Source organism: Streptomyces sp. NPDC002309 (genome assembly GCF_053593375.1).
In genome coordinates, this window is sequence record NZ_JBSFCI010000019.1 from 80,755 (window position 1) to 103,691 (window position 22,937).

Annotated in this window: 17 protein-coding genes; 13 read left to right on the forward strand and 4 right to left on the reverse strand. The window is 72.5% G+C overall.

The features are described 5' to 3' along the window. Window positions 1-42: 42 nt before the first annotated feature. The 3 genes from ACWCPM_RS17825 to ACWCPM_RS17835 all read right to left on the reverse strand — a co-directional run bounded on the left by ACWCPM_RS17825 (window position 43) and on the right by ACWCPM_RS17835 (window position 2,034). Window positions 43-750, reverse strand: coding sequence for an FAD binding domain-containing protein (locus ACWCPM_RS17825; RefSeq protein WP_450977122.1), 708 nt, complete (start codon window positions 748-750; stop codon window positions 43-45). Window positions 751-939: 189 nt separating this feature from the next. Then, complete coding sequence (locus tag ACWCPM_RS17830) at window positions 940-1,386, reverse strand: DoxX family protein (RefSeq protein ID WP_450977123.1); 447 nt, start codon at window positions 1,384-1,386, stop codon at window positions 940-942. A gap of 234 nt (window positions 1,387-1,620) precedes the next feature. Next, window positions 1,621-2,034, reverse strand: a complete 414-nt coding sequence (locus ACWCPM_RS17835; protein ID WP_450977124.1) for a hypothetical protein — start codon at window positions 2,032-2,034, stop codon at window positions 1,621-1,623. Between the two features lie 847 nt (window positions 2,035-2,881). Between ACWCPM_RS17835 and ACWCPM_RS17840 the strand changes: the two genes are divergently transcribed. The 10 genes from ACWCPM_RS17840 (at window position 2,882) to ACWCPM_RS17885 (ending at window position 19,253) form a co-directional block, all read left to right on the forward strand. After that, window positions 2,882-4,813: a BTAD domain-containing putative transcriptional regulator gene (locus ACWCPM_RS17840; RefSeq protein ID WP_450977125.1), complete on the forward strand. Its 1,932-nt coding sequence runs from the start codon at window positions 2,882-2,884 to the stop codon at window positions 4,811-4,813. Window positions 4,814-4,875: 62 nt separating this feature from the next. After that, entirely contained in the window at window positions 4,876-7,095 is a 2,220-nt protein-coding gene (locus ACWCPM_RS17845; RefSeq protein ID WP_450977126.1) for a TOMM precursor leader peptide-binding protein, read from the forward strand. Then, complete coding sequence (locus ACWCPM_RS17850; protein ID WP_450977127.1) at window positions 7,085-9,022, forward strand: TOMM precursor leader peptide-binding protein; 1,938 nt, start codon at window positions 7,085-7,087, stop codon at window positions 9,020-9,022. The genes ACWCPM_RS17845 and ACWCPM_RS17850 overlap by 11 nt, the downstream gene beginning before the upstream one ends. A 53-nt stretch (window positions 9,023-9,075) precedes the next feature. Next, window positions 9,076-10,662: a SagB family peptide dehydrogenase gene (locus tag ACWCPM_RS17855; protein WP_450977128.1), complete on the forward strand. Its 1,587-nt coding sequence runs from the start codon at window positions 9,076-9,078 to the stop codon at window positions 10,660-10,662. 12 nt (window positions 10,663-10,674) lie between these two features. Next, a complete protein-coding gene (locus ACWCPM_RS17860; RefSeq protein WP_450977129.1) occupies window positions 10,675-13,395 on the forward strand; it encodes a lantibiotic dehydratase in 2,721 nt (906 codons plus the stop codon). A 26-nt stretch (window positions 13,396-13,421) separates the two neighbouring features. Further along, entirely contained in the window at window positions 13,422-14,438 is a 1,017-nt protein-coding gene (locus ACWCPM_RS17865) for a lantibiotic dehydratase C-terminal domain-containing protein (protein ID WP_450977174.1), read from the forward strand. Next, on the forward strand, window positions 14,435-15,547 hold the full coding sequence (locus ACWCPM_RS17870; RefSeq protein WP_450977130.1) for a peptidase M50: 1,113 nt from the start codon (window positions 14,435-14,437) through the stop codon (window positions 15,545-15,547). The genes ACWCPM_RS17865 and ACWCPM_RS17870 overlap by 4 nt, the downstream gene beginning before the upstream one ends. A gap of 24 nt (window positions 15,548-15,571) precedes the next feature. Further along, on the forward strand, window positions 15,572-16,573 hold the full coding sequence (locus ACWCPM_RS17875; RefSeq protein ID WP_450977131.1) for an ABC transporter ATP-binding protein: 1,002 nt from the start codon (window positions 15,572-15,574) through the stop codon (window positions 16,571-16,573). Beyond that, on the forward strand, window positions 16,570-17,325 hold the full coding sequence (locus tag ACWCPM_RS17880; protein WP_450977132.1) for an ABC transporter permease: 756 nt from the start codon (window positions 16,570-16,572) through the stop codon (window positions 17,323-17,325). Before ACWCPM_RS17875 ends, ACWCPM_RS17880 begins: the two co-directional genes overlap by 4 nt. Further along, window positions 17,322-19,253, forward strand: a complete 1,932-nt coding sequence (locus tag ACWCPM_RS17885; RefSeq protein ID WP_450977133.1) for a TOMM precursor leader peptide-binding protein — start codon at window positions 17,322-17,324, stop codon at window positions 19,251-19,253. Before ACWCPM_RS17880 ends, ACWCPM_RS17885 begins: the two co-directional genes overlap by 4 nt. Window positions 19,254-19,369: 116 nt before the next feature. Here the strand turns inward: ACWCPM_RS17885 and ACWCPM_RS17890 are convergent, their stop codons facing one another. Further along, window positions 19,370-19,546 (reverse strand): thiazolylpeptide-type bacteriocin, encoded by a 177-nt coding sequence (locus ACWCPM_RS17890; protein ID WP_053760578.1) that lies wholly within the window; start codon window positions 19,544-19,546, stop codon window positions 19,370-19,372. A gap of 167 nt (window positions 19,547-19,713) precedes the next feature. Here ACWCPM_RS17890 and ACWCPM_RS17895 point away from each other — a divergent pair, with 167 nt between their 5' ends. From ACWCPM_RS17895 to ACWCPM_RS17905, 3 genes are all read left to right on the forward strand, one after another. Next, window positions 19,714-20,997: an amidohydrolase gene (locus tag ACWCPM_RS17895; protein WP_450977134.1), complete on the forward strand. Its 1,284-nt coding sequence runs from the start codon at window positions 19,714-19,716 to the stop codon at window positions 20,995-20,997. A gap of 129 nt (window positions 20,998-21,126) precedes the next feature. Beyond that, the gene (locus ACWCPM_RS17900; protein WP_450977135.1) at window positions 21,127-21,987 is read left to right on the forward strand and encodes an RNA polymerase sigma factor SigF; all 861 of its coding nucleotides are present in this window, start codon (window positions 21,127-21,129) and stop codon (window positions 21,985-21,987) included. A gap of 319 nt (window positions 21,988-22,306) precedes the next feature. Continuing rightward, window positions 22,307-22,858 (forward strand): hypothetical protein, encoded by a 552-nt coding sequence (locus ACWCPM_RS17905; RefSeq protein ID WP_450977136.1) that lies wholly within the window; start codon window positions 22,307-22,309, stop codon window positions 22,856-22,858. The last annotated feature ends 79 nt before the right edge of the window (window positions 22,859-22,937 follow it).

The following is a 22,937-nucleotide window of genomic DNA, read 5'->3' on the forward strand; positions in this document are numbered from 1 at the left end:
GGGGAGGCGGCCGGCCGCCTCCCCACCGCCTCCCCACCCCGATCAGGGCAACGAAGCCGCGACGTGCGAGTGGACGACGTCCCATACGGCGGGCGGGAGATCGCCGAGGGCCGTCGCCCGCAGCGCGTGCAGCGTCTCCTCGGCGTCGTCCGTGCACATGACGCCGCCGTCGAGCACGTCGTAGCCGTCCCGGACGGCGGTCCGAAGACTCAGGCTGCCGTCGTCCTCGGCGTGCACCGCCGAGGCGATCACCAGAGGCGGTTCCGCTCCCACCTCGCCGGCGAGTTTGAAGAACACACTGGTGACGGGTTCACGCCAGCGCAGGCTGAGCAGGACGGGCCGCTTGGCGACCACCTCGGCGAGCTCTGCCTCACGGACACCGTCCGGTTCCAGCACCGTCGCCCGCGCCTCCAGGACGAGCGCGGCGGGCAGCAGACAACGCAGCGTGCTGCCGACGATGTTGCCGCCGACCGTCGCGCTGCGCCGGACCGCGCCGGTTCCGACGCGCGCGGCGGCCAGCCGCAGCGCGTCGGGAACCCGGTCGTCGATCCGCTGGAGCACCACGGCACCCCCCACCGTGGTCCGCTCCAGCAGGTTGGCCTCGGGCACCTCCCGCAGCGACATCGCCAGTGCGGGGAAGCCGTCCCGCTGCCACGTGGCCCACTGAAGCGTCGCCCCGCCGATCAGCACGGCTCCCTCGGCCAGACACTCCCTCGCCTCGGACACGGATGTCGGCACACGCAGCAACACCAGCGACCACCTGCCTTCCACGTACGACCGGTTCGGAGAGGTACCTGACGTGATTCAGCCACCTGCCCCGCCGTAAGACAATCCCTTCAGCAGGGGGCGCGTACAGGGCTCACGCAAGCACGGCGTCCGCTCCCTTTCGCGCCGCCGACCATGGCGGAAGGTCAGCCCGCCCGCGGGGCCGACCCCGCGTCAGACGGCGGAGCCGGGCACCCTGGCGTCGTGCGCGGCCGCGCGGTCGCGGCAGACCAGGCCCGAGAGGGCCAGGGAGCCGGGGCCGAAGAAGACCAGCAGCAGGAAGCCCCAGCAGAACAGCGCGGGGGACAGACCGCCGTTCTGCAGGGGGAAGAGCCCGTCCTTCTGGTGTTCGGTGAAGTACGCGAAGGCCATGATTCCCGAGCTGATGAACGCCGCGCCACGCGTCCCGAGACCGAGGAGGACGAGAACACCGCACACCAGCTCGATCACTCCGGCGTACCAGAACGGCCAGTCACCCACGGGGCTGGCCTCCCGGTCCAGCACACCGAAGAGGGTCGCGGCGCCCTCGCTGGTGAACAGCACGCCCAGGACGATGCGGAACGCCCCCAGCACGAGAGGCTGGTATCCGGCCAGCCGGTCACTCAGTCGTTCGGTACTCATCGGTGGTTCTCCTAGCAATCAAGGTGCGCGCCGCCGGGCGGCGCAGGCGGGGCGGGACCAGCCCCTCCTCGTCTCCATACGTTCATGCCGGGCACTTGGCTCACCGGTACGCGAGGTCCATGCAGATCTTCTTCACCGGTACCCATACCTGCCCATGGGCCGCACGTCTGTCACAGCGAAGGGCCAGGCCGGAGCAGGGCTCTCGGTCTCACCCCTTCACGGACACGGATGTATCTACAACTCGCGCCACTCACCCGCCCCTCGGCCCGCCCCGGTCCTGATGAAGTCCCGCACCAGGGCCCACGCGCGATCGACGCCCAGGACAAACTCCCCGGTGAACGCCGCCGGTTCGTCCATGATCGGAACATCGACCATGTCATCCACCGCGGCGGTGCCGTCTCCGACGAGAAGGGACACCCTGTCGGCGCCCTCGAACAAGTGCATGACCGCACGACTGCCCTGGAAGCCCAGTGTCAGCATCGGGAACTCTCGGCCCTGCAGCCAGACTTCGAGGTACCCCTGACCTCGGTCCCGCAGCGCGTTCAGCCGGTCGGCCAGTTCCGCCGCGCCCGAACATGTCTCGCCCGCCCGGAACCATCCCGATTCCGGTGACGTCGCCGCCCACATCACACTCGTCACTCGGTTCACAGCCCAGCTGTACCACGCACCCGCCGAGAACGTGACCGGGGCGCCGCCCCTGCATCAGGAACCCGCGGCTGCGTCCCGCCAGGTGGGGCCCTGGCTGTTCTCGACGGCGCCCCGGGGCTCCGCGCCCCGACTTCGTCTCCGACGCGGCACCGTGACGCGGGCCCACCACGTACCCTTCCGACGCCGGCGCGTCCGAAAAAATTAACGGCTTGCCTTCTAGCCGTTGGCCCGGACAAGCAATAGCGCGAAACCCCGCCCCGCCTGCGACGGACTTTGCTACTCCAAGTAACCCACGGCCAATTCGCCGCACACAATGCCGGCGCACGATCACCGCAGCAATAAAGCAGAGACATATTCACGTTCCTAGGATGCGCGACTCCACCGTCGGTGTACGGGCCACCCAGGCGCCCGCGCAGCGAAATCGACCAAGAAGAAGCGGCTCTCCGGACCCGGCGGGCGAGCGCCGAGAGCGCATCCTAGGGTGGGAACCCGCTCGTACCCTAGGGACGGAGTCGCCCGGAACTCCCCCCTCCACCAGCACAGTTCGCTACCACCGCGACACGCTGGACAAACAGACCAAGTGCAGCATTCAAGGGAATGCGGAGTAAATCAGGCGCCCACTTAAAATTCTCTAACCCGGGGATCGACTTAGCTCCGAGTCATCACTAAGGTATCCGCTGGCACCTGCATGTAAGGCACTCCCAAAAAGGGGCCGGATGGCCGCTGCCGAAGAGCGTTGAATAGTAGTAGTCCGTTACCCCCCAACCTTTGCATTCGTATTCCTGTCGGTCACGGCAGCGAGCTCGATCAGCCGCCGCCCCGTGCCGTCAGCAAACAAAACGGAGCGATGAACAGGATGCGGTTCCAGCTGCTAGGGCTGCTCAGCATCGCCGATGGCGAGCACGCCGCCGTCTTGCAGCCGTCGAAGCCGACGAGCCTGCTGGCGGCACTGCTCATCCACTCCGGCGCGGCCGTGTCGACCGAGTACCTGGTGCGTGCCGTCTGGGACACCGAGCCCCCCGCCACGGCGCGAGCCGCCCTGCAGAGCTGCGTCCTGCGGCTGCGGCGGATCTTCGCGAAGTACGGGATCGCGAACGACGCGATCGAGGCGGTTCCCGGCGGGTACCGCATGCGCATGGACCGCGAGAGCCTCGACCTCGTCCGGTTCCGCGAACTCGTGCGCTCGGCGGACTCCGTCGGCGACGCCGAGACCGAGACCTACGTGCTCAGGGAGGCGCTCTCCCTCTGGCACGGACCGGTGCTGGCGAACGTCTCGTCGCACATGCTCCACCGCGACGAGGCGCCCCGGCTCAGCGAGGAGCGCCTGCGGGCGCTGGAGCGCCTCTGTGACATCGAACTGGCGCGCGGACGATGTCGCGAGGTGCTGTCGGACGTCTGGGACGCGGCGAGACGCCACCCGGAGAGGGAGCGCTTCTCCGAGCAGTTGATCGAGGCCCTCTACCGAACCGGGCGCCAGACCGAGGCCCTTGCGGAGATCCGGGCCGTCAAGGAGCGGCTCAAGGAGCAGTTCGGGATCGACCCGGGCGCTCCGTTGCAGCGCCTGGAACTGGCGATCCTCCGCGGCGAGGAACTCGGCACCCCGCCGGCCCGCGCGGTCCCCGCGATCCAGGCACGGACCGCCGCGAAGGCGGCGCTCCCCGCGGGCGGCACGGGTACGCCGGGCGCCACGGCGCCCGTCGCGTTACTCCCGGTGCCGGCCGCCGCGGCGGCTCAGCTCCCCGCCTCCCCGGCGCCCGCCTCTCCTCCGGAGACGGCCTCGGCGCCCCCCGGCCGTCCGCCCCTGTCCACGGCGAAGCCGCCGGGCGCCACGGTCGCGCCCGTCCCCTGCTTCACCGGACGCACCGCGCAACTCGCCGCCATGCAACGCGCGTTGACCTGCGAGAATCCGGGGGCCGGGCCGGTGGTGATCTCCGGTGCCCCCGGGATCGGCAAGACCGCGCTCGCCCTCCAGGCCGCCCACCTGTCCCAGGACGCCTTTCCCGGCGGCTGCTTCACACTGGGCATGACCCGTGCCGACGGCAGCCCGCGCGACGCCGCCGAGGCGCGGGCCCAACTGCCCGCGAACGGCGGCGGACGCCATCTGCTCATCCTCGACGACGCGGTGAGCGCGGAGCAGATACGCCCCCTGCTCCCCTCCCCCGGCCAGGGCGTCGCGGTGGTGACCAGCCGGCGCGGACTCGCCGGTCTGATCGCCACCCATGGCGGGGTCGTGCACCGCCTGGACACGCTCGCCCCGGAGGAGTCGCGTCAGCTGCTGATCGCCACTCTGGGCGCCGAGCGGGTGGCCGACGAGCCCGAGGCCGCCCGTGAACTGGCCCGGCTCTGCGGCCACTTCCCCCTGAGCCTGCGGATCGCCGCGGCACGCCTGCTGACGCGCCCCGGGCTCGGCATCGGCGACTGCGCCTTCTGGCTGGCCGCCGACCTGCCTGCCAGGCTCTCCCTGGCGGACGAGCCGCTGATGTCCGTACCCCTCGTGTTCGAGGCGGCCCTGCTCCGGCTGAGCCCCGACCTGAGGGAGGCGTTCCTGCGGCTGGCCGCGGAGCGCCACGACGCCCCGACCGCCGATCCGGGCGTCGCGGGCATCCCCGATGTCGTGGACGTCTCGGACGAGGTCCTCGAGAGGCTGGCGGACGCCGGCTTCGTCGAGGAAGGGCCGCCCAAGCCCTACCGCATCCACGAACTGCTCAAAATCTACGCGCGTCAGCTCGGGACCACCCCGTCCACGATCCGCAGCGGCACCGTGCCGACCCGCGGCTGACCTCGACACACCACCGCTCGGCCACTTCTCCCACCGGCCCCCCATCCAGAGGTGACATCAGCATGCCTTCCGCACGGTACGAAGCCGTCGCAGCCTCCCGCCCCCGCATCCGGCGCGACGTCCTGTTCACCGAGACCCCCGACGGCGTCCTGTTCCACAACGCCGACGGCGGCTTCCGTCTGACGGCCAAGTCGGCCTACCGCTTCGCCACCCTGCTCGTGCCGCACTTCGACGGCGAGAACACGGTCGCCGAGATCTGCACGGGCTTCGGAGACCGTCAGCGTGCGATGGTCGGCGAACTCGTCGGCACCCTGTACGAGCGGGGGTTCGCCCGCGACGTCCCGTCAAGACCCTCGCCGGAGGCGTTCGACGGACCGGAACCGTCCGACGACGTGGCGCGTCGCTACGCGGCCCAGATCGCGTACGCCGAGCACTACGCCGACGACGCCGCGCGCCGCTTCCAGCGCTTCCGCGACACGCGGGTGGCCGTCCTCGGCAGTGACCTCGTGGCCCGCTGGTGCGTGCTGAGCCTGATCCGCAACGGCAGCGCCGCGGTCGGCGTCCTGCCGGAGCTCGACCTGGACGGGATCACCGACGAGGCGGCGGCCGCCGGCGCCGACGGCTGCCCCGTCGACATCCGCGAACTCGCCGCGTCCGGGGCCTCGCGCACGCCACTGACCTGGGCCGACGTCGAGGGCTACGACGTCGTCCTCGTCACCGGCGGACCCGACGCTGCCCGCGTCGTGTTCCCGCTGCTGCGCGCCGGGGTCCCCGCGGGGCGCACCCTGATCCCGGCCTGGTCGTTCGGTGGCCACGCGGTCGTCGGTCCGTCGATGTCGGCGCAGACCACGGGGTGCTGGTCGTGCGCCGTACTGCGTCTGGGAGCGGGCGCCGGCGCCGCGCGGGCCGCGGACGTGTGGGCCTCCCTCGCCCTGGACCCGTCGGCTGACGCACCGGTCCCCGGAGCCCACCCCGGCCGGCCGCTCGCTGCGATGCTCGGCAACCTGCTGGGCTACGAGGTGTTCAAGACGGCGACGGGGGCGCTGCCCGCCGAGACGGCCGGACAGCTGATCATCCAGGACCTGGAGTCGCTCGACGTCACCGCTGAGCCGCTGCTCCCGCACCCCCGGTGCACGTGGTGCGCGGACGAGGCCGCGGCGGACTCCCCCGAGATCGACCTCGCGGGCGCGGACACCCTCGGCGACGGCGCGCTCGCGCTGCCCACCGTCGACACCGCCCGTGAGGCGGACGCCCTCGTGGAGGAGCTGAACCGCCGCTCGGTGCTGCTGCGGCCGCACGCCGGTGTGTTCAGCCGCTACGACGACGAGGGCATCACGCAGACGCCGCTCAAGCTGAGCGTCGTGGAGCTCGGCCTCGGCCACGGTCACACCCGCCGGGTCGCCGCCGCCGACGTCCACCATGTGGCGGGCGCCCGGCTGCGGGCCCTGCACCGAGCCGCCGAGACCTACGCCGAGCACGTCGTCCCGCAGCGCGGCGCCGCCGCGCCGGAGGCGGCCGTCGCCCTGGCCCCGACGGTGTTCGGCACATGGACCGGCATCGGCGACGCGCGGGCCGAGGTTCGCGGCCGGGTCGCCGCCACCTCGCTGCTCACCAAGGAGCGGTTCCTGGTGCCGGGCGAGGCGGTCCGTCCGTTCGGCACCGGCAACCGCGACCGGCTCTTCGAGGCGACGGGCGCCGGCATGAGGGCGGGCGCGAGCGCCACCGACGCCGCCGCGCGGGGCGTCCTGTCGGCCCTGGCCTACGACGCCCTGCAGCACGCGATGCGCGGCGCCGGGGTGCCCGCCGTCACCGTTCCCGCCGACTCCGACCCCGAACTCACCTTCCTGCTGCGCTCCGCCGCCAATCTCGGCGTCGAGGCGGAGCTGCTGGACCTCGGGGAGCGGGAGCGCTCGGGCGTGGCCGTGGTCCTGGCCCGGGCCGGGGCCCGCTGGTCGGTGGCCGCGGAGCTGTCGTACCCGGCCGCGGCCTCGGCGGCGCTGCGGGACCTGCTGGGCGAGGTCCAGCTGGAGCAGCAGGGGCTCTCGGAGGGGACCTCGTACGGGGACCCGCTGCTCAGCGACTTCGACCCGCGTGCGCTGGCCGTCTCCGGGACCGTGGCCGTCGAGGGCACGGACGCGCCGTCGTGGGCGGACGTGCTGGGCCGGCTCGGCAAACAGGGTCGTGACGCCCTGGTGGTGCGGACGGGCTCCGTGGACCTGGAGCGCGCCGGTGTCCACGTGGTGCGCGTCCTGCTGACGTCGGAGGCGCGGCGTGTCGGTTAGCACCACGGACAGGCCGGCCACCGCGCCGGCGGCTCCCGTGCCGAGTCCGGTGCGGCTCCTGACCGGGCTGCTGCGGACGGCGCTGGAGGACCAGGGCCACGGCGACATCGCCGTGTCGGTGAGCGCGCTGGGCTTCGGCGACGCGTTCACCGAAGGGCACGGCCCGCACGCGCCGGGGACGGTCCCGGTGCATCTGTACGCGCGGCAGGCCGTCGTGGGCCCCCTCAGCGTCGAGGGCGTGTCGCCGTGCCCGCGGTGCCTGACCCGGCGCTGGCAGGCGGTCCGCTCGGTGGCGCTGCGCGACGCCCTCGAACTGGGCGGCGCCACCCACGAGTCGGGCCCGTGGCCGTACGCCGTCCCGTTCGCCGCCGAGGCACTCGCCTCGCTGGTGGGACAGGCGCGGGAACACCCGGTGCGCGAGCCGTTCCCGGACGTCCATGTGATGGACCTGGAGACACTGTCTGTCCGCCGCTACCCCCTCGTCCCCGACCCCCAGTGCCCGGCCTGCTCCCGGCCCGTGCCCGACTCGCCCGAGGGCGCCGTCGTCACCCTGGGAGCCGCTCCGAAGCACGCGCCGGGCACGTTCCGGCTGCGCGGGATCGAGGAGTACGACATCGACGTGGCGGCCTTCGCCAACCCGGTGTGCGGTGCCCTCGGCCCGTCCGTCGTCCATGACGTCTCGTCCACGTCGACCTCGGCGACCATCGGCTGCTTCTCGATGCGCTCCGGCGAGTACCTGCGCGAGACCTTCTGGGGCGGGCACGCGGGTTCCTTCGGCACCTCGGCGCGCATCGGGGTCCTCGAGGGGCTGGAGCGGTACGCGGGCATGCGGGCGCGCGGCAAGCGCACGACGGTGACCGGGACGCTCGACGAGTTCGGCGCCGACGCGGTCGACCCGAGGCGCGTGGGGCTCTACTCAGACGCCTTCCACCGGGAGAACCCGCACGTCGTGCGCTTCGCCCCGGACCGCGAGATCCCCTGGGTGTGGGGCTACTCCCTGCGCGACCAGGAGCCGCGCCTGGTGCCCGAGATCCTGACGTACTACCACGCGCCGGGTCTGGAGAACCGGTTCGTCCAGGAGAGCTCCAACGGCTGCGCGTCGGGCGGCTGCGCGGAGGAGGCCGTCTACTTCGGCCTGATGGAGGTCGTCGAACGGGACGCCTTCCTGCTCACCTGGTGCGGGCGGCAGCCGCTGCCGGAGATCGACCCCGCCACGAGCACCCGTCCCGCCACCCGGCACATGGTGGACCGGCTGGCGATGTACGGCTACCGGGCCCGGTTCTTCGACACCCGCATCACGTTCCCGATCCCGGTCGTCACCGGTGTCGCGGAGCGGCTGGACGGCGGCCTGGGCCGGATGTGCTTCGGCGCGGGAGCCGGACTCGACCCCGAGTCCGCGCTGGACTCGGCGCTGTGCGAGATCGCCACCGACGCGGTCAATCTGCAGGGCCGTTCCGAGCGCGACGAGGCCAGACTGCGCGCCATGGCGGAGGACTTCTCGCGGGTGACCGCGCTGCACGACCATCCGCTGGTCTACGGCATCCCCGAGATGGGCGTCCACGCGGACTTCCTGCTGCGCGCCCCGTCCGCGGGGCCGCCGCGCGCGGTCGGGGACCTCGGGTGGCCGGACGACTCCGGCGCGTCGGCCTCGTCCGACCTGCGGGACGACCTGGAGCGCTGTGTCGCCGCGGTCGTCGCCGCCGGGTTCGACGTGGTCGTCGTCGACCAGACCCTGCCCGAGCAGCGGCTGCTGGGGCTGCACACGTTCAGCGTGCTCGTCCCCGGTCTGCTGCCGATCGACTTCGGCTGGTCGCGGCAGCGTGCCCTCGGCATGCCCAGGCTGCGCACCGCCCTGCGCGAGGCGGGGCTGCGCGAACGGGACCTGGAGGCGGCCGACCTCAACCCGGCCCCGCACCCGTTCCCGTGACCGCACCCACCCGCACAGCTCCCCGCCCCCACGCCACACAAGAGGAGACTTCCGTGGGCTACGCCCATGACTACGCGACGGCCATCATGCACCGGGGCCGTATCCCGATGGAGCCGGCCGACTTCGTGCCCGACTGGGCCGACCGGCCCCGCAAGGCGAAGTACTACCCGGGTGCCGAGTCCTTCCCGCTCCCCGAGGTGTCCTACCCCGCGCAGGCCACGGTGACGGCCGGCTGCCTGCCCGACGGCACCGCGGCCGCGGCGGAGCCCTTCACCCTGCCCCTGCTGTCCGGCATGCTGCTGGACTCCTACGGACTGGTCGGAAGGCGGCTGGCCGTCCAGGCCAACACCGACCTCGGCGCCCTGCCCCACTACACGCACGCCAACTGGTCGCGGGGCACCGCCTCCGGCGGCGGCCTGTACCCGGTGAGCGTGTACTGGGTGTCGGGCCCGTCGGGACCCCTCACCCCAGGTGTGCACTACTACTCCCCGCTGCAGCACTCCCTGCAGCGGCTGCTGGCGGGCGACGTCAGCGGCGAGGTGCGCGCCGCGCTCGGGGAGCACGGCGAGACGACGGACCAGTACCTCGTGCTCGGCGTCAAGTACTGGCAGAACTCGTTCAAGTACAACAGCTTCTCGTTCCACGCCGTGAGCATGGACGTGGGCGCGCTGCTGCAGACCTGGCAGATCTGGGCGCGCGCCCGTGGCCTGCGGCTGGCACCGGCCCTGTGGTTCGACGAGGCACGGCTGGCCGACCTGCTGGGCCTGGCCGAGGACGAGGAGGGGCTGTTCGCCGTCGTACCGCTGGTCTGGGACACCCCTGGGGCCGCGCCGGACGCCCCGGCGACACCGGGTGCGGCCGTGCGCCGGCGGGACCGCGAACGGTCCCGCACCGTCCTCGACTTCGAGACGCTACGGCACATCCACCGCGCCACGGCGGAGCACGCGACCGACCGCCCCGCGCCGGGCGCGCTCGACGAGTCCGCGCCAGCCGCCCCGGCCGGTTCCACGGAGCCGGTCGTGCTGCCGCCCGCCGCGTTCCCCGAGGTGGACGTGCGTACGGCACTGCGCACACGGCGCAGCAGCTTCGGCCGCTTCGACGCGACCGTCCCGGTGACCGCGGCGCAGCTGGCGACCACGCTCGCCGCCTGCGCCGAGACACGGATCGGCAGTGAGGCGGAGCCCGAGGGCACTCCCCGGCAGGCCCGGCTGTACGCCTTCGTGAACCACGTCGAGGGCGTCGAGCCCGGCGCGTACGCCTACGAACCCGACACGCACACACTGCGACTGGTCACGCCCGGCGCCCCGGGCGCGTTCCTCCAGAAGAACTACTTCCTGTCCAACTACAACCTCGAGCAGACCGGCGCCGTCATCGTGCCCACGCTGCGCACGACGGCGGTCCTCGACGCCGTGGGCGACCGGGGTTACCGGCTGGTCAACGCCACGGTCGGCGCGATCGCGCAGACCTTCTACACCGCCTCGGCCGCACTCGGGCTCGGCGCGGGTGTCGCCCTCGGCTTCGACAACATCTCCTACGTCGAGGAACTCGGCCTGGAGGACACCGGGGAAGCACCGCTGCTGATCATGCTGCTCGGCAACGAGCGGCCGCACCCCGCCGACTTCCGCTCCGACATCGCCTGACCGGGAGCTGCCATGACACCGACAACGAGTTGGCGGCCCGGCCGGCGTTTCCTGCTGCGCGTGGCCGGCCTGCCCATCGAGACGGTCCGCGACCTGCGCTGCCCGGACAGCGTCCGCTGGGCCGACGACGTCCTGTCCGCCGAGGAGGGCCTGCTGGAGCGGGGCCGGGAACTGAGCGACGTGCTCCACGCGCTCGTGCCGGCCGCCGAGCGGGCCTTCCCCGAGGACGAGGGCGGGCGACGCCGTCACCTGCTCTCGCTGCGCCGGGACATCTTCAACAACCGCCTGCCGAAGGGGGACGCCTCCGCGCTCGGCCTGATCGAGGCGCTGGACCCGGCCGTGGCCGGACGGACCCGGGAGTGGCTCGAAGCACGGCGCGAACTGGACGAGCTGCACCGGCGCGGTGCCGAGCTGCTCGGCGGTGAACTCGCCGAAACGCGCAGCGTGTTGCGAAGGCTGCTGGAGGAGGACCGGCTGCGCGACGGGCTGCTGCTGGCGTCGCCGACGCTGGAAGGACGGCTGGAGCCGTACGTCCGCCTCGGCGCGGAAACGCGCCCCGACAAGCGGCTGCGGAAGATCGAGCGGTCGGTGCTGTCGTACCTGTACCGGACGGCGTGCAAGACCAGTCCGTTCAGCACGTTCACAGGCGTCGCCCTGGGCACCTTCGGCGACGGCGACGACCCCTCGATGCGTCTTCGCGCCGAATGGCGGGGCCGGGTGCGGCTGAACGTGGTGGTGCTGGCCCGGTTCGCGGAGCAGATCCTCGCCTCCCCCACCCTGCGTGCCGACCTCCCGGTCCGGCTCGCGTCGGGCTGGGGCAGTGACGACCACCGGGTGCGCTACGTGCGCCGCTGGGTGACCACCGGCGACGACGACGCGGCGGTCACCTTCGACGCCGTCAAGGACCGGCTGTTCTTCCTGCGCCGCAGCGGGACGCTGGACCGGCTGATCGCCCTGCTGAGTGAACGGGACCTCCGTCACGGCGAGTTGGTCGACTGGCTGTGCGCCGAGTACGGGGCGGACGCCCGGCTCGGGGAGTCGTACGTCTCGGCGCTCCTGCAACTCGGCATGATCCGTGTGCCGTGCCTGGACACCGATGTGCACACCTCCGACCCGCTGCGCGCCTTCCAGGACGCCCTGCGGGCGCTGGACCGGCCCTGGGCGGCGGAGCTCGCCGCGGAACTCGACACCGCGGCCTCGCTGATCGACACCTATCCGCAGGCGGACACCGCGGAGCGCGGTCGGCTGCTCCGACGGCTGCGGGGCTCCCTGGGCGACGCGCAGCGGCTGCTGGGCGCTGTCGACGTGGCCCTGCCGCAGACCCTGCTCTACGAGGACGCCGACGCGGGCGACGACGTGTCGTGCGGGCTGGGCTCCTGGACCGGCGCGGACGGCGGGGCGCTGCGTTCCGTGGAGCGGATCCTGCCCGCGTTCGACCTGACCCTGCCCCAGCGGGTCACGTTCAAGGGCTTCTTCCTCGCCCGCTACGGCAAGGGCGGACGCTGCGAGGACCTGCTGGGCCTCGTGCACGACTTCCACGAGGACTTCTTCGACCAGTACCTCTCCTTCAGCTCCAAGCGCGTCCCCTTCGACGCGAAGGGCGACTACGTGCCGGAGGAGAACTGGCTCGGGCTCAGCGGGATCAAGGCCCTGGACCGGGGACGGCAGGCGTTCATCGGCCGGATGCGCGCGTTGTGGGCGCAGCACTCCGAGGAGGACGACGTCGTCCTGGAGGACGGTCACCTCGCCGAGGTCGCGGCCGAACTCGACGGCCTGGACTTGCCGTTCACCCCGCAGAGCCACCACCTCCAGGTCACCGCCGAGGACGGCGAGCGGCTCCTGGTGCTCAACCGCTCCTACGGCGGACTGTCGTTCCCCTTCAGCCGCTTCACACACGTCTGGGACGACGGCCCCGGACCCGCGGTGTCGGACCAGTTGCGGGAGCAGGCCGCGCGGCTCACCCCGCCGGGTGCCGTCCTCGCCGAACTGACCGGCGGCCCCGTCACCAGCAACCTCAATCTGCACGGACGCCTCACCGACTACCAGATCGTGTGCCCCGGCGAGTCGAGCAGTGTCCCCGAGGACCAGCGCATCCACCTGGACGATCTGTACCTGGAGCACGACGAGGCCGAGGACCGCCTGGTACTGCGCTCCACGCGGCTCGACTGCGAGGTCATCCCCGTCTACCTGGGGTACCTGGTGCCGCTCGCCCTGCCGGAGACGCCGCGCACGCTGCTGCTGCTGTCGCCGACGTCGATGGCGCCGCTGGACGTCTGGGCCGGTGTCCCGCACGGCCCGGCGCACCAGGGCGTCACCCGCCGCCCCCGCGTCCGGCACGGGGACCTCGTGCTGGCCCGGCGCGGCTGGTCCACCACCGCGGCGTCGCTGCCGATCCGTCCCGCCGGCACCCCGGAGGACGAGGTGTTCCTGGCCTGGCGGCGCTGGCGCCGCGAACACGGCCTGCCCGCCCGGGTCTTCGCCACGGTCTCCAGCGGCCCCCGGGGCGGTGCGGGCGCCAAGCCCCAGTACCTCGACTTCGACAGCTTCCTGTCGCTGACCGCGTTCGAGGCGCTGGTCAAGTCGCCGGAGGACCGGGTCGAGCTGCGCGAGATGCTGCCCGCCGAGAACGGTCTGCACGTCGTGTCCGAGCGGGGCAGCCATGTCGCCGAGCTGTCCGTCGAGACCTTCACCGCCACCCGAAGCACCGAGGAGAACGCCCCGTGTCCGAGCTGACCCCCTCCCCCGGCGCGTGGCAGGCCATGCACGTCTTCTACGCGGCCAACCCCCAGCCCCTGCTGGTGAACTGCGTCGGACCGCTGATCGCGGGGCTGAAGGAGGACGGGCTGCTCGCCGGCCACTTCTTCATCAACTACTGGCTGGAGGGCCCGCATGTGCGCCTCCGCCTGAAGCCCGTGACCGAGGAGGCCACGTCCGAGGTGCGCCGGCGTGCCGAGGAGGCCGTCGACGCCTTCCTGCGCGGCCGGCCGGCGCTGTACGAGGTCGACTCCGGCTTCCTCAACGAGTTCTACAACACGCTCTTCGAGATCGAGTTCCCGGAGGGCGATCGCGGCGACTTCATGGCGGAGGACGGCCGTATGCGGCTGCGTCCGAACAACTCCCGCTCCTACGAGCCGTACGAGCCGGAGTACGGCAAGTACGGCGGCCCTGCGGGCGTCGCCCTCGCCGAGTGGCACTTCGCGCACTCCAGCGACCTGGTCATCGAGGCGCTCGGCTCCATGAACCTGCATCTGCGCACCGTGCTGCTGGGCACGTCGGCGCAGCTCATGATGGTCATGGCCGGCTGCTTCCTGCCCGACGAGGACGAACTCGCCGACTACCTGGACCGGTACTACGAGTTCTGGCACCGCGCCTTCCCCGGCACCGGCTTCATCGGCTCGTCGGAGTACGACCGCAACTACGCCGAGATGGCGCCCCGGCTCGGCCGTCGCTTCGAGGAGATACGCGCGGCGATCGCCGCCGGCCGGCTCGACCGGCTGCCCGCCTTCCTGCGCGGCTGGGCGGCGCACTGCCTGGAGCTGCGGGAGAAGGCCGTCGCCCTGGCCGAGGGGGGCGAACTGGTCTTCCGCTCCTGGGACGGCACCCGCGACGAGCAGGTGACCGACCCCGCGGTCGCGCTGCCGTTGCTGCTGTCGCCATACATGCACATGACCAACAACCGGCTGCATGTGACGATCCGTGACGAGGCGTATCTGTCGCACGTTCTCGGGCGGGTCCTGCGCGCCGGCGCGAGAAGCACGTCGGAGGCCGCCTCATGAGCCCCGAGCGGGCCGAGGTGCTCACCCACCGCCCCCGGCTGCGGCCGGAGATCCTGCTCAGCGCGCCCCTGCTGCGCGGCCCGGCCACCGTGCACCTGATCAAGGACCCCGCGGGCGGTGCCGCCTTCGAGGTGGGGCCGAAGGAGTACTTCCTCATCTCCCGGCTGGACGGGGAGCGGAGCCTCGCGGAGATCGGCGACGAGTACGCCGCCGCCTTCGGGCGGCGGCTGGGCGAGGCCAACTGGGGGCAGTTGCTCGGACTGCTCGGCGCCAAGAGGCTGCTCGACGGGGCGCCCGTCCCCGAGGTGACCGCCGCACCGCCAGGGCCGCCCCTGACCGGCAACCTCTACCGTGGCAGCCTGCGCCTCGTCGCCGACGCGGGCGCGACCACCGGACGCCTGCACCGGACGCTGCGCCCCCTGCTGCGCGGGCCGGTGCTGCTGCCCCTGCTGGCGCTCTGCCTGGCCATGGAGGCCGCCCTGGGCGCCGAACTCGGCACGCTCGTGCGGGACACCTGGTGGCTCTTCCAGCAACCGGTGGCGTTGATCGGCGTGTTCACGCTGCTGTGGCTGAGCACCGGCGGCCACGAGCTGGCGCACGGCGTCGCGGCCCGGCACTTCGGCGGCACGGTCAGCGAGATCGGGCTGCGCTGGCGCCTGCCCGCCGCGATCATGTACTGCCGGGTGGACGACTACCGCTTCCTGCGCAGCCGGTGGCACCAGCTGGTGATCGGCGCGGCCGGCGCCTTCGTGAACCTGCTGTTCCTGCTGCCGTTCGCCCTGTGGTGGGCGGCACTGGAATCGGGCGACCCCACCCGCAGGGTGCTGTCGGGGCTGCTTCTGCTGGGAAGCGTTCAGGCACTGGTCAACCTTCTGCCACTGCCGCCGCTCGACGGATACACCATGCTCTCCCACGTGCTCGGCGTGTCCCAGTACGCGCCCGAGAGCGGGCGCTACCTGCGACTACGGCTGCGCGACCGCAAGGCCGCGGCCGGGTACCCGCGCCGGGCGCGGGTTCTGTACACGGCATACGGGATCGGCTCGTCCGTTCTGGTCTGTCTGATCGCGGCCGCGACGGTGGCGGCCGTGCTTGTTCTGCTCGCCCCCTGACGGGCCTGTTTCGAGGAGCTGTTCATGACGGAGACGGAAACCGTGCCGGCGGTACCCGGCAACCACGCGGCGGACGCCGCGATCCACGTCGAGGGGGTGAGCAAGCGCTACGGGACCCGCCAGGCACTGGACGGCGTCTCGCTGCGCGTGGCACGGGGCGAGTTCTTCGGCCTGCTCGGACCCAACGGGGCGGGAAAGACCACCCTGGTGGAGATCATGGAGGGCCTGCGCCAGGCCGACTCCGGCACGGTCGGTGTGCTGGGCACCTCCCCCTGGCCGCGCAACGTCGCGCTCCTTCCGCGGCTCGGCGTCCAGACCCAGTCCTCGGCCTTCTTCGTGCGTCTGACGGCACAGGAGCACCTGGAGACGGTCGCCGCCCTGTACGGCGCGGACCGCGCCGCGGTCGAGCGGACGTTGGAGGCCGTGGCGCTCACCGGGCAGCGGGACAGCCGTGTGGAGGACCTCTCCGGCGGGCAGCGCCAGCGGCTGGCCATCGCCTCCGCCCTGGTCCACGACCCCGAGCTGATCTTCCTGGACGAGCCCACCGCCGCGCTGGACCCGCAGGCCCGCCGCGATCTGTGGGAGGTCCTGCGCGGTCTGAAGGAGGCGGGCCGGACGATCGTCTACACGACGCACCACCTGGACGAGGCGGAAGCCCTGTGCGACCGGGTGGCGATCCTGGTGGACGGCCGGATCGCCGCGCTGGACTCCCCGCGCGGCCTGGTCGGCTCCCAGGGTTCGGCGACCTCGGTGCTGCTGCCCCCGGACCGGATGACGGTCGCGGAGGCCGAGGCCGTCGAGGGCGTGGACCGCGCCGTCCTGAGCGGCGGCAGTCTCGTGCTCGAGACCCGGGCGTCCGGCAAGGTGATGTCCGCGCTCGACGCGCTCGGCGGCCTGGACGGCGTGCAGACCCGCTCGGCCACGCTCGAGGACGTCTACCTCCGGCTCACCGCCGCCGCCGAGGACGGCGGCACCCCGCACTCCCCGAACACCCCCCACACCCAGAACACGGAGCACCAGGCATGAGCGCATACGGGGCACTGACGGCGGCCGGCTACCGGGGCCAGGTCCGGGACGCCACGGCACTCTTCTTCACCTTCGCCTTCCCCCTGGTCTTCCTGGTGGTCTTCGGGCTGATCTTCAGCGGTCAGGAGGTGGAGGAGACCGGGCGGCCCTACATCTCGTACATCGCGCCCGGTGTGATGTCCTGGGGCGTGGGCAACGCGGCGGTCTTCGGCATCGCCTTCACCCTGATGCAGTGGCGCCGCGACGACCTGCTGCGCCTGATCCGGATGACGCCCACGAGCCTGCCCACGGTGCTGGCCTCCCGCTACGTGCTGGCGCTCGCCATCGGCGTCGTCCAGGCCGTGGTGTTCGTCGCGGTGGCGATGGTGCCGCTGTTCGGACTGGAGCTGGACTCCCGCTGGCCGCTGGCGCTGCCCGTGCTGCTGTTCGGCATCACCGCGTTCCTGTCGCTCGGCGTCATCATCGGCTCGTACGCCGACACGCCCGAGGCGGTGGCCGCCATCGCGAACTTCCTGATGGTGCCGATGGCGTTCCTGTCCGGCTCGTTCCTGCCGCTGGACATGATGCCGTCCTGGCTGCAGACGCTCTCCCGGGCGCTGCCGCTGCGCTACTTCAACGACGCCGTCTCCGCGTCCCTGACCGGCAACGGCAGCCTCGGCGACGTGGCCGTCGGGTGCGGCGCGCTGCTCGGCTTCACCGTCGTCTTCGCGGCCGTCGGCCTGAAGACCTTCCGCTGGAGCAACCGCACATGACGACGACCGCCGTTCGGGACGGCGTACCGCTTCAGGAAGCAGCGCGCCGGCTGGGGTCGGCGCTGGCCGAGCGGTGCGCCGCGGTCCCGGCCCCCGTGGTGGTGCCGCTCGGGGCGCGCGACGTGCGGGACGACCCGCACGCCTCCGCGCGGCCCGCGGCGCTGGTCCATATGACCTCCCGTGAAGTGCTGGTGGGGCCGTGGGGAGGGGACGCCGGGTCACGGGCCTGCGGAACGTGCCTCGCGATGCGCTGGCAGCGGCTGCGGTCCCGCACCGAGCGGGACGCCCTGGAGACGGGCACCCCGTGGAGCTTCGCCCCGCACTGGCCCGAGCAGCCGGCGTTCGTCGCTGACGCGGTGCACGCCCTGTACGAGGCCGTCGTCGGCGACCCGGTTCCGGTGCCCCCGGGACCGACGCCCGCCGACCGGGCGCTGTCGCAGGTGACCTGCCTGGACGTGGCGACCCTGACGGTACGGACGTTCCCGCTGTACGCCGACCCGCTGTGCCCGCACTGCGGTTCCGGCGCGGCGGACAGCCGTCAGGACGCGGACCTGGCCCTGGTGAGCCGGCCGAAGCCGGCGCCGGACGGCTACCGGCTGCGGCCGGCCTCCTCCTACCCGCTGGCGCCCGCGGCCCTGGCGAACCCGATCACCGGCCTGCTGGGCGCGGGAACCTGGCTCAACGTCACCTCGCCGACGACGGCGCCGGTCGCGGGCAGCGTCTTCATGCGCGGCTACGCGGGCCTGACCGACGTGACCTGGAGCGGCCAGGCCAACGGCTTCGCCGCCAGTCGCGACCTGGCGTTCCTGGAGGGCCTGGAGCGGTACGCCGGCACCCATCGGCGGCGCGGCACGCAGCTGCTCACCGCCTCGTACACCAGCCTGGGCGAGGACGCGCTGAACCCGGCCGACTGCGGCTTCTACGCCCCGGAGACCTACCGCGACGACCCGATGGTCGACCCGTTCGACGCCGACCGGCCGATCCCCTGGGTGTGGGGCTACTCCCTGCGCGATCACCGTCAACTGCTGGTCCCCGCACGGCTGGTGCACTACAGCGCGGGTCTCGCGGCGGACAACTTCGTCTTCGAGTGCTCCAACGGCTGCGCGATCGGCAGCTGCCTGGAGGAGGCCGTGCTCGGGGGGCTGCTGGAACTGATCGAGCGGGACGCCTTCCTGCTCGCCTGGTACGGCGGCACCCGGCTGACGGAGATCGACCTGGCCACGGTCGGCGACCCCACCGTCCGCGCCATGATCGACCGGGCCGGGCTCCAGGGCTACGACGTGCACGCCTTCGACAACCGCGTCGACCTCGCCGTACCCGTGGTCACGGGCCTGGCGGTACGGCGGGACGGCGGGCCCGGCCTGTACTCCTTCGGCGCCGGCGCCTCGCTGGACCCCGCCTCCGCTCTGGAGGGCGCCCTGTCGGAGGTGCTGACGTACATTCCGCACCTGCCGGGCCAGGTGCGCGAGCGGCAGGGTGAACTGGAGGCGATGGCCGACGACTTCACCAAGGTGCTGCACCTCAAGGACCACGCCCAGCTGTACGGTCTGCCGGCGATGGCGGCACATGTCACGCCGTACCACGAGCCCCGTGAGGTCCTTCCGATGGCGGACGTCTACGCGTCGTGGGAGGCGTCCGGCCGGCCGCGTACCGGCGATCTCGCGGACGATGTGGCCCTGTGCCGTGACGAGTTGGCGCGGGCCGGACACGATGTCATCGTCGTCGACCAGACCACGCCCGAGCAGTCGCGGATGGGGCTGCGCACGGTCTGCGTGCTGGCTCCCGGGCTGCTGCCGATCGACTTCGGCTGGTCCCGGCAGCGGGCGCTCGGCATGCCCCGGCTGCGCACCGCGGCCCGGCGCGGGGGGCTGCGCGACACGGCCCTGGAAGAGGGGGAGATCCGCCGGGTCCCGCACCCGTTCCCCTGAGGCCCCACACGGCGACGGCCGGGTCGCCGCTTCCCCCTCCGGAAGGAGTGGGGAGCGGCGACCCGGCCGTTTCGGCGTCCGGCCAGGCCGGACGCCGACGTGCTGCGGGCCTGTGATCAGGCGCTGCAGGAGGTGGTGCTGGTGGTGGAGGAGCAGGTGGAGGTCGAGGAGCAGCTCGTGGAACCGGCGAGCACGACCTCGCTGGCGTCCGAGTAGTCCGAGATCTCGAAGGTCTCCGACTCGAGCTCCAGGATCTCGTCGGCGAGGGCGGCGAGGGTCGACTTGTCAGCCATGGTCACTCCTGAGGTGAGGACACCACCGGGCTGCTCCCGGGGTGTTCGACCCCTTCATTGGACCGGTCGCCACTGACGCATCCAGGTGCCGTCCGCTGTCAGGGCGCTGTCGTGCGGTGACAGCGCCCTGACAGCGGCCGGCCGGCCGCGCGGCGGATCATGTCCGGGTGAGCACCACGGCGATCGACCCCTCGGACACGTACGGTTCCGTCCTGCGGCGGTTGGACGCGGTGCTGCGCCCGCTGACCGTCTTCGCGATGGACCTGCACCGGCATCCGGAACCGTCGGGCGAGGAGTCCCGCACCGCGGCCCGCCTCGCCGAGGAACTGACGGCCGAGGGGTACGCGGTGACGCGGGGCGTCGGCGGCCACGGTGTGGTCGGTGTCCTCACCAACGGCGAGGGACCGCGCGTCTATCTGCGGGCCGAACTGGACGCCCTGCCGGTCCGGGAGGAGACCGGGCTGCCCTATTCCGCCGAGGGCCCCTTCATGCACGCCTGCGGCCATGACGTGCACGCGGCCGCGCTGCTCGGCGCCGCCACCCTGCTGGCCCGCGCGCCGGAGCACTGGCGGGGCACGGTGGTGGTCGTCGGCCAGCCGGCCGAGGAGACGCTGACGGGCGCGCGGGCCATGCTGGAGGACGGCCTGTACACGCGCTTCGGCCGCCCCGACGCGGTGCTCGCCCAGCACACCGCCCCCCTCCTGGGCGGCATGGTGGCCCATGGCTACGGACAGCCCGTGCTGGCGGGCAGCGTCCAGCTGGACGTCACCCTGCACGGCCGGGGCGGCCACGCCGGAGCCCCGCACCTGACGGTGGACCCGGTACTCGCCGCGGCCGCGGTGGTGTTGCGACTCCAGGGCGTCGTCTCCCGCGAGAGTGCCCCCGCCGAACAGGTCACCGTGACCGTCGGCCGGATCCACGCGGGCTCGCACAGCGGCGTCGTACCGGACAGCGCGGACCTCGGCATCACGGTGCGCGCGCTGTCCCAGGCGTCCCTGGACCGTGCCGTTGCGGCGGTCGAGCGCGTCGTGCGCGCCGAGTCGGCCGCGTCCGGCTGCCCTCGCGACCCCGACGTCACGGTGGTCTCGCGCTCTCCCGCCACCCTCCCCGACGGGGAGGTGACCGCGCTGACACGCGAGGCCCATCGCGAAGTGCTGGGCGCCGAACGGGTCCTGCCGTGGGCGCCGTCGATGGCGACGGAGGACTTCGGGCTGTACGGCGACGCCGGCCAGGAGATCCACGGCTGCGCCGGAATCCCGCTGGGCTACTGGATGGTCGGGGTCGTGGGCCCGCGTCAGTGGGCGGCCACCAGCGGCGCGAACGCCGCGGAACGGCTCGCGTCGCTCCCCTCGAACCACTCCCCCGCGTTCGCCCCGCACCTGCCCATCGCCCTGCCCTCGGCGACGAAGGCCATGACGGCGGCGGCACTGACCCTCCTGGGCCGGCCGTAGGGGAACCGGCCCGGGTCGCCCCGTCCCGCGGCCTCCTCACGCATGCTCTGCCGGACCCTGGGTAGGCGCCGTGTCATCGACCCATCGGTGAAGGGGTCGGTGGATCCGCACAGGGAGGGGCTGGGAACCATGACCGCGACCGCGGCATCGAGCACGAGGACCGGCGTCGGGCAGGCCGCCGTCGGCGCACTGCCCGAGGTGGCCGACCCGGCGAAGGTCGCGCCGAAGGACGCGCGGTCCCTGTCGAAGCGGTTCTTCGAGCGGCTCGCGGTACTGGAGGAGGGCACTCCCGAGTACCAGTACGCACGCAACACGCTGATCGAGATGAACACCTCTCTCGTCCGCTACGCGGCCGGCCGCTTCCGCAGCCGTGGCGCGGACGAGATGGAGGACATCGTCCAGGTCGGCATCATCGGGCTGATCAAGGCGATCGACCGGTTCGAGCTGTCGCGCGAGGTCGAGTTCACCTCGTTCGCCATCCCGTACATCGTCGGCGAGATCAAGCGGTTCTTCCGTGACACGTCCTGGGCCGTGCACGTGCCGCGCCGTCTCCAGGAGGCCCGTGTCGAGCTGGCCCGCGCCAGTGAGGAACTGCGCTCCCGCCTGGACCGCATGCCGACGGTCAAGGAGCTGGCAGAGCTGATGAACCTCTCCGAGGAGGAGGTCGTCGAGGCCCGGATCGCCGCCAACGGCTACAACTCGGCCTCCCTGGACGCCACGCTCGGCGGCAGCGAGGAGGGCGAGGCGGTGCTGGCCGACTTCATCGGCGCCGAGGACGCCGCCATGGAACTGGTGGAGGACTTCCACGCCCTGGCCCCGCTGATCGCCGACCTGGACGAGCGGTCCCGGCAGATCATCCACTGGCGCTTCGTCGACGAACTCACGCAGGCGCAGATCGGCGAACGCCTCGGCTGCTCCCAGATGCACGTCTCCCGGCTGCTCTCCCGCACCATCGAGCGCCTGCGCAGGGGCATGCTCGCCGGCGGCTGACCCCCACGGGAAGCCGACGCCCCGGGACGCCGGGCGGCCGGATCCCGGGAAGGCACAGCGCTCGGGGTCGTCCTCGTCCGGGAGCCGGACGGCGTTCGGGCCCTTCGAGGGACCGCCCGCGGGCAGCCGGGTGACATCGGGCTCGGCCGACAGGGGGACGCGGCGGCGTGTCGGTGGGGCAGACGGGTGGCGCCATGACACGGCTGGGCGGCCCGAATGGTGCGCGGCAGGGGACTGGCTGACGGTGGTTCGTGTCGAGGCCGGGTTCATTCCAGTTGATGACGTGTCCGCTGCCCGGCCACGGCGGAAGGACACCGATATGCGTTCTGCCCGCATTCTCCTCGCCACGGCGGCCACCTCCGCCGCGCTCACCTTCGCGACGCCCGGCAGCGCCTTCGCCGCACCGGCCGAGGGCCACGGCGGCCACGACGACTCCTCGTACAGCAAGGAGTACGACAGCGGCTCCGGCCAGGACTACGACAAGAGCTCCAGCGACCACGACAAGTCATACAACAAGGATTACGGCAAGGACGGCAACCACGACGGACCGCGTGGCGGAATGCGCACCGGTGGTGGCGCTCTCGCCGCGGTGCAGGGCGGTGACGAGTGGAGTTCGAGCCACGGCGACAGCGAACACGAGGACTCCTACAAGGACAAGGAAGAGGAGTCCTACAAGAGCAAGGACAGCGGGCACGGCAAGGACAGCTGGGGCGGCGGCGACGACCACGACAAGCCGCGCGGTGGCATGCACACCGGTGGCGGCGGGCTCGCCTCGCCCGGCGTCACGACGGGTGGACTGGCCATTCTCGCGGTGGGCGCGACGGGCATGTACGCGCTGCGCCGCAAGAAGGCCATCGAACAGGGGTCCTGACGGGTCTCCGCTCCGCAGGGACGCGGCCGCCGCCGGCGCACACCGTGCCGGCGGCCCGCGCCGCTCCCGAACCCCGTAG

Coding starts and splice junctions, on each gene's coding strand:
- ACWCPM_RS17830 (WP_450977123.1), bottom strand. CDS start 1,386: ATGAGTACCGAACGACTGAGTGACCGGCTGGCCGGATACCAGCCTCTC.
- ACWCPM_RS17840 (WP_450977125.1), top strand. CDS start 2,882: ATGAACAGGATGCGGTTCCAGCTGCTAGGGCTGCTCAGCATCGCCGAT.
- ACWCPM_RS17845 (WP_450977126.1), top strand. CDS start 4,876: ATGCCTTCCGCACGGTACGAAGCCGTCGCAGCCTCCCGCCCCCGCATC.
- ACWCPM_RS17860 (WP_450977129.1), top strand. CDS start 10,675: ATGACACCGACAACGAGTTGGCGGCCCGGCCGGCGTTTCCTGCTGCGC.
- ACWCPM_RS17865 (WP_450977174.1), top strand. CDS start 13,422: ATGCACGTCTTCTACGCGGCCAACCCCCAGCCCCTGCTGGTGAACTGC.
- ACWCPM_RS17870 (WP_450977130.1), top strand. CDS start 14,435: ATGAGCCCCGAGCGGGCCGAGGTGCTCACCCACCGCCCCCGGCTGCGG.
- ACWCPM_RS17875 (WP_450977131.1), top strand. CDS start 15,572: ATGACGGAGACGGAAACCGTGCCGGCGGTACCCGGCAACCACGCGGCG.
- ACWCPM_RS17880 (WP_450977132.1), top strand. CDS start 16,570: ATGAGCGCATACGGGGCACTGACGGCGGCCGGCTACCGGGGCCAGGTC.
- ACWCPM_RS17885 (WP_450977133.1), top strand. CDS start 17,322: ATGACGACGACCGCCGTTCGGGACGGCGTACCGCTTCAGGAAGCAGCG.
- ACWCPM_RS17890 (WP_053760578.1), bottom strand. CDS start 19,546: ATGGCTGACAAGTCGACCCTCGCCGCCCTCGCCGACGAGATCCTGGAG.
- ACWCPM_RS17900 (WP_450977135.1), top strand. CDS start 21,127: ATGACCGCGACCGCGGCATCGAGCACGAGGACCGGCGTCGGGCAGGCC.
- ACWCPM_RS17905 (WP_450977136.1), top strand. CDS start 22,307: ATGCGTTCTGCCCGCATTCTCCTCGCCACGGCGGCCACCTCCGCCGCG.